At 59.8% G+C, this 5140-nt stretch carries 6 protein-coding genes and 1 tRNA gene; 5 read left to right on the plus strand and 2 right to left on the minus strand.

The features are described from left to right. The 3 genes from QVO43_RS10090 to QVO43_RS00325 form a co-directional block, all read left to right on the plus strand. Positions 1–164: DUF1659 domain-containing protein (locus QVO43_RS10090; protein ID WP_369678664.1), on the plus strand; the 164-nt coding region annotated here is incomplete at its 5' end. Positions 165–179: 15 nt separating this feature from the next. After that, positions 180–425 (plus strand): DUF2922 domain-containing protein, encoded by a 246-nt coding sequence (locus QVO43_RS00320; protein WP_022486651.1) that lies wholly within the window; start codon positions 180–182, stop codon positions 423–425. Positions 426–428: 3 nt separating this feature from the next. After that, entirely contained in the window at positions 429–578 is a 150-nt protein-coding gene (locus QVO43_RS00325) for a YvrJ family protein (protein WP_022486652.1), read from the plus strand. Positions 579–676: 98 nt separating this feature from the next. Here the strand turns inward: QVO43_RS00325 and QVO43_RS00330 are convergent. Further along, positions 677–752 (minus strand) — tRNA-Ala (locus tag QVO43_RS00330). A gap of 69 nt (positions 753–821) precedes the next feature. Beyond that, positions 822–1244 (minus strand): RrF2 family transcriptional regulator, encoded by a 423-nt coding sequence (locus QVO43_RS00335; protein ID WP_022486653.1) that lies wholly within the window; start codon positions 1242–1244, stop codon positions 822–824. Positions 1245–1469: 225 nt separating this feature from the next. Between QVO43_RS00335 and QVO43_RS00340 the strand changes: the two genes are divergently transcribed. Further along, a complete protein-coding gene (locus tag QVO43_RS00340; RefSeq protein ID WP_022486654.1) occupies positions 1470–3305 on the plus strand; it encodes an NAD(P)-binding protein in 1836 nt (611 codons plus the stop codon). Further along, positions 3299–5029: a [FeFe] hydrogenase, group A gene (locus QVO43_RS00345; protein WP_022486655.1), complete on the plus strand. Its 1731-nt coding sequence runs from the start codon at positions 3299–3301 to the stop codon at positions 5027–5029. Before QVO43_RS00340 ends, QVO43_RS00345 begins: the two co-directional genes overlap by 7 nt. The last annotated feature ends 111 nt before the right edge of the window (positions 5030–5140 follow it).

A 5140-nucleotide genomic window follows, 5' to 3' on the forward strand; every position in this document is an offset into this window, starting at 1 on the left:
AAAATGACCAGCCCAAATTCAAGAACATCAGCTACGAAAAGCTGTCCACCGATGCCACCCCGGAAAAACTGGCAGAAGTGGGCAAGGAATTCGGCGGGCTGATGGCAGAAGCTCCCAAGGGGATGTACATCGTGGAACGGCATACCCTGGAAGAAGTGGCGTAAAGGAGGTAGTGCACAATGGCAGATTCCAGAAAACTGGACCTGATTTTCAAGGATAGCGAAAAAGCGACCAAAAACATCCGCATCGTGAATCCCCGCTCTGACGTGGACCGGGAAATGGTGCTGCCGGTGATGAACAAAGTGGTGGAAAGCAAAGTCTTCCTCACCAAGAACGGCATTCCTGTGGAAACCATCCAGGGGGCCAAAGTGACCGATGTCAAGGATCTGTTGGCAGACGGAACTGACGAAGTCACCGAGGGCTAACCCATGGAGGACCTGTCCCTGCTGGCCGGCCAGGCTGCCCAGTACGGATTCCCCATGGTCATTTCCTGGTACCTGCTGGTACGCATGGAAGAGAAACTGGAGAACCTGACCCAGAGCATCGAACGGCTGCGCATGGCAGTGAAAATGGAATAAGGAAAAAGAGGGTGCTGCATGTTTTATGCAGCACCCTCTTTTGGCGCACAAAAAAGCACCCACACGGTCAAACCCCGCATGGATGCTTGCTTTTGGTCTGGTGGAGCATAGGGGGATCGAACCCCTGACCTCAAGATTGCGAACCTTGCGCTCTCCCAGCTGAGCTAATGCCCCAATACGTAGTATTATAGCGCTTCCGGGAGAAGTGTGCAAGGAAAAATCGGAAAGGGGAGTGTGAAAAATTCACATCCCCTTCTTTTCCTGCTTTTCCACCAGATCTGCCAGGGTGGTGTTGTCCACAATGTTGTCGATGGCATCCTGGATCTCTTTCCACAGGTCCAGGGTAACGCAGTGGGCGGCCCGGCTGCAGATTGCGTGGCCGGGTTCCAGGCAGGCCACGGGAGCCAGGGACCCTTCCACGGCCCGGAGGATCTCTCCGGCGGTATAATCTTTGGGATCACGGACCAGTTTGTATCCTCCCTGGGCTCCTCTGGCACTTTTAACCAGTTTGGCGCGGGAGAGCTGGGTAATGATCTGTTCCAGGTATTTTTCTGAGATTTCCTGTCTCTGAGAGACGCTTTTAATAGGTACATAGGATTCGGTGCCGTTGATGGCCAGATCGATCATCAGGCGCAGGGCATACCGTCCCTTGGTAGAGATTTTCATGGTTCCTCCTCGCAGCAAGAATAATTTCCTATAATTGTACTATAGAATTTTCCAAAAGGAAAGGTGAATTCCTAGTAATTTTTAGGAATTTCACACCCCCCCGATTTATCAGATTTTTTCACCGAATCAGTTGACACTCTTTGCTTCTGAACGGTAAAATAATATCGTATCTGTTCATTCTGTTTCCGGATTCCATACTGAAAATTCATGGAGGGGGAGAAAATCGTGCGTCGCTTACAGATCGAAACACCGGGACGGGCCCAGACGGTCCTGAACGGTTTGTATCAGGATATGCACCGAAGGATCAGTGCCAGTTCTCCGGGGCTGTGCCCGGTGGACATGGCCCTGAACTTTCTCCGGTTCTGCCATGCCCAGAGCTGCGGCAAATGCGTGCCCTGCCGGGTGGGCCTGGGCCAGCTGGAGGTGCTCATTGAACGGGTGCTGGACCGGACGGCCACCCTGGACACCATCGACCTTATTGAACGGACCGCCCGGAGCATCGCCTCTTCTTCGGACTGTGCCATCGGCTACGAGGCGGCCTATATGGTACTGAAGGGGGTCCGGGGCTTCCGGGAGGATTATGAGGAGCACGTGCTCACCGGCCGGTGCATCTGCGGTCTCAGCCACCCGGTGCCCTGTGTGTCCACCTGCCCGGCCCATGTGGATATTCCCGGTTATGTGGCGCTCATCCGGGAAGGCCGGTATGAAGACGCCCTGGAACTGATCCGGAAGGACAATCCCTTCCCCGCCGCCTGCGCCTATGTATGCGAGCATCCCTGCGAACACCACTGCCGCCGGGGGATGGTGGACGCCCCGGTGAACATCTGCGGGCTGAAGCGGTTTGCCGTGGACCATGCCAAACCGGCCCGGGCGCCAAAGCCCGCCCCTGCCACCGGCAAGACCGTGGCGGTGATCGGAGGCGGCCCGGGAGGCCTGACGGCAGCCTACTATCTGGCTCTTATGGGCCACAGCGTCACCGTATACGAACAGCGGCCCCAGCTGGGCGGCATGCTCCGGTACGGGATCCCGGACTACCGTCTGCCCCTGGAAGTGCTGGACCGAGACCTGGACTACATCCTCACCACCGGGATCCAGGTCCGCACCGGAGTTTCCGTGGGGACGGACATTCCGGTGGAAAAGCTCCAGCAGCAGTATGATGCGGTGTACATCGCCATCGGGGCCCACAGCGACAAGAAGCTCCATATCCCCGGGGAAGACGCCCAGGGGGTGTACAGTGCCGTCCGGCTGCTCCGGGACATCGGGGAAGGCCGGGTTCCGGATTTCACCGGCAAACGGGTCTGCATCATCGGGGGCGGCAACGTGTCCATGGACGCCACCCGCACGGCCAAACGGCTGGGGGCGGCTTCCGTCCAGTGCCTGTACCGGCGCCGGCTGGAAGATATGACCGCTCTGCCGGAAGAGATCCAGGCGGCCATGGCGGAAGGCTGCGAAATCGTCACCCTGGAAGCCCCCAGCCGGATTGAAACCAACGCAGCGGGCCAGGTAACGGCCATCTGGACCCAGCCCCAGCATATCGGCCCCTACAATGGAAAGGACCGGCCAAACCCCATAAAGGCGGATCTGCCGGAACGGCGGTTCCCCTGCGACATCCTGATTGTGGCCATCGGCCAGTCCATTGTCACCAAGCCTTTTGAGGCCATCGGGGTCACCACCCACCGGGGGGCCATCCAGGCGGATCTGTCCACCAGCATCCCGGGCCTGGGGAACCTGTTTGCCGGCGGGGATGCAGTTTCCGGTCCCGCCACAGTGATCCGGGCAGTGGCCGCCGGGAAAGTGGCCGCCGACAACATCGATTCCTTCTTCGGCTGCCACCACCGGATTTCCTGCCAGGTGGAGATCCCCGACGCCTACTTCACCCAGACCCCTCCCTGCGGCCGGGTGAACCTGAAGCACCACTGCACTCCGGACTGTGTGGGAGATTTCCGTCTGGTGGCGGAAGGGATGACCCCGGAAGAAGCCCATCAGGAAGCCAGCCGGTGTCTGCGCTGTGACCACTTTGGCTACGGCAGCTTTAAAGGAGGGAGGAATCGGGAATGGTAACCTGTACCATTGACGGCAAAATCATCCAGGTGCCGGAAGGGACCACCATTATGGAAGCGGCCCGGCAGGCCCGGATCCAGATCCCCCACCTGTGCTATCTGAAAGGACTCAACGAAATCGCCGCCTGCCGGGTGTGCTGTGTGGAGGTGGAAGGAGAACCGGGGATGATCACCGCCTGCAACAGTCCTGTCAAAGAGGGCATGGTGGTCCACACCCATTCTTCCCGGGTCCGGGAAACCCGGAAGATCAACGTGGAACTGATCCTGTCCCAGCACGACTGCCGGTGCGCCGTCTGTGTCCGCAGCGGCAACTGCCGGCTCCAGTCCCTGGCCAACAGCCTGGGGATCCACGACAATCCCTATGAGGAACAGCTGCCCAAAGGCCTGCGCCGGGCCTGGACCACCACCTACCCCCTGTTCCACGACTACAACAAATGCATCAAATGCATGCGCTGCATCCAGGTCTGCGACAAGATCCAGGCCATGCACATCTGGGACGTGGCGGGCACCGGGGGACGGACCACGGTGGATGTGTCCGGCAACCGGGTGATCAAGGATTCGGACTGCACCCTGTGCGGCCAGTGCATCACCCACTGTCCGGTGGCCGGGCTCCGGGAACGGGACGATACGGACAAACTCTACGAAGCCCTGGCGGACCCGGACAAAGTGACCCTGGTCCAGGTGGCTCCGGCGGTGCGGACGGCCTGGTGCGAAGCCTTCGGCCTGCCCCGGGAGCAGGGGACCATCGGGAAAATGGCGGCGGCCCTCCGGCAGCTGGGGTTCGACCATGTGTACGACACCACCTTCGGGGCGGACCTCACCATTATGGAAGAAGCCAATGAATTCCTGGAACGGTTCCAGGCCGGGGACACGAAAGAGTTCCCCATGTTCACCAGCTGCTGCCCCGGCTGGGTCCGGTTCCTGAAGGGCCAGTATCCGGAACTGACCGGACGGCTGTCCACCTCCAAATCCCCCCAGCAGATGTTCGGGGCCATTGCCAAGACCTGGCTGGCGGAAAAGCTCCAGGTGCCTCCGGAAAAGCTGTACTGCGTTTCCATCATGCCCTGCCTGGCCAAAAAGGCGGAATGTGCCCTGCCCACCATGCAGGGGCCTTACGGACCCGATGTGGACCTGGCCCTCACCACCCGGGAATTCATCCGGATGCTCCGGGCGGACCACCTGGATCCGGCCCTCATGCCGGAAGAGCCGCTGGATGATCCCATGGGCACCTTTACGGGAGCCGGGACCATTTTCGGCACCACCGGCGGGGTACTGGAAGCGGCTCTCCGTACAGCCTACGCCACCCTGACCGGGGAAAATCCCGATCCGGACCTGTTTGCTCCTTTGCGGAACGGTACAGGGCTCCGGGATGCGGTGTACACCATGGCCGGCAAAGAAATCCGCTGTGCCGTGGTCAGCGGCCTGGGGAACACCCGGCAGCTGATCCAGGCCCTGAAGCGGAAAGAAGTCCATTACGATTTCGTGGAAGTGATGGCCTGTCCCGGCGGCTGTGCCGGAGGAGGCGGCCAGCCCATTCCCCAGGAGGATGTGGAGCTGGAAGGCGTCCGGGGAGAAGAGCTCCGGACCCTGGACAAGCACAGCCATCTCCGGTTCTCCCACCAGAATCCCCAGGTCCAGCGGCTGTACAAAGAGTTCCTGGGCAAGCCCCTGAGCCCCAAAGCAGAAAAACTCCTCCACACGGATCATTTTGGGTGGAAGATGTAGAGGCTGTTGCAAAAGCAACAGCCTCCTCTTCAGGTCTCGGGTCTCGAGTCATGAGTCTCGGGCCGCTGGATAGAACCTGTCCTTCGGCCAGGTTCTTCTTATTGTGTATAA

It is taken from the genome of Acidaminococcus sp. CAG:542 (assembly GCF_000437815.1).
Classification (GTDB): Bacteria; Bacillota; Negativicutes; order Acidaminococcales; family Acidaminococcaceae; genus Acidaminococcus.

What these genes read in the sequence shown, in the direction of transcription:
- QVO43_RS00320 (WP_022486651.1), top strand. Translation starts at nt 180, where the DNA reads ATGGCAGATTCCAGAAAACTGGACCTGATTTTCAAGGATAGCGAAAAA.
- QVO43_RS00335 (WP_022486653.1), bottom strand. Translation starts at nt 1,244, where the DNA reads ATGAAAATCTCTACCAAGGGACGGTATGCCCTGCGCCTGATGATCGAT.
- QVO43_RS00345 (WP_022486655.1), top strand. Translation starts at nt 3,299, where the DNA reads ATGGTAACCTGTACCATTGACGGCAAAATCATCCAGGTGCCGGAAGGG.
- QVO43_RS00325 (WP_022486652.1), top strand. Translation starts at nt 429, where the DNA reads ATGGAGGACCTGTCCCTGCTGGCCGGCCAGGCTGCCCAGTACGGATTC.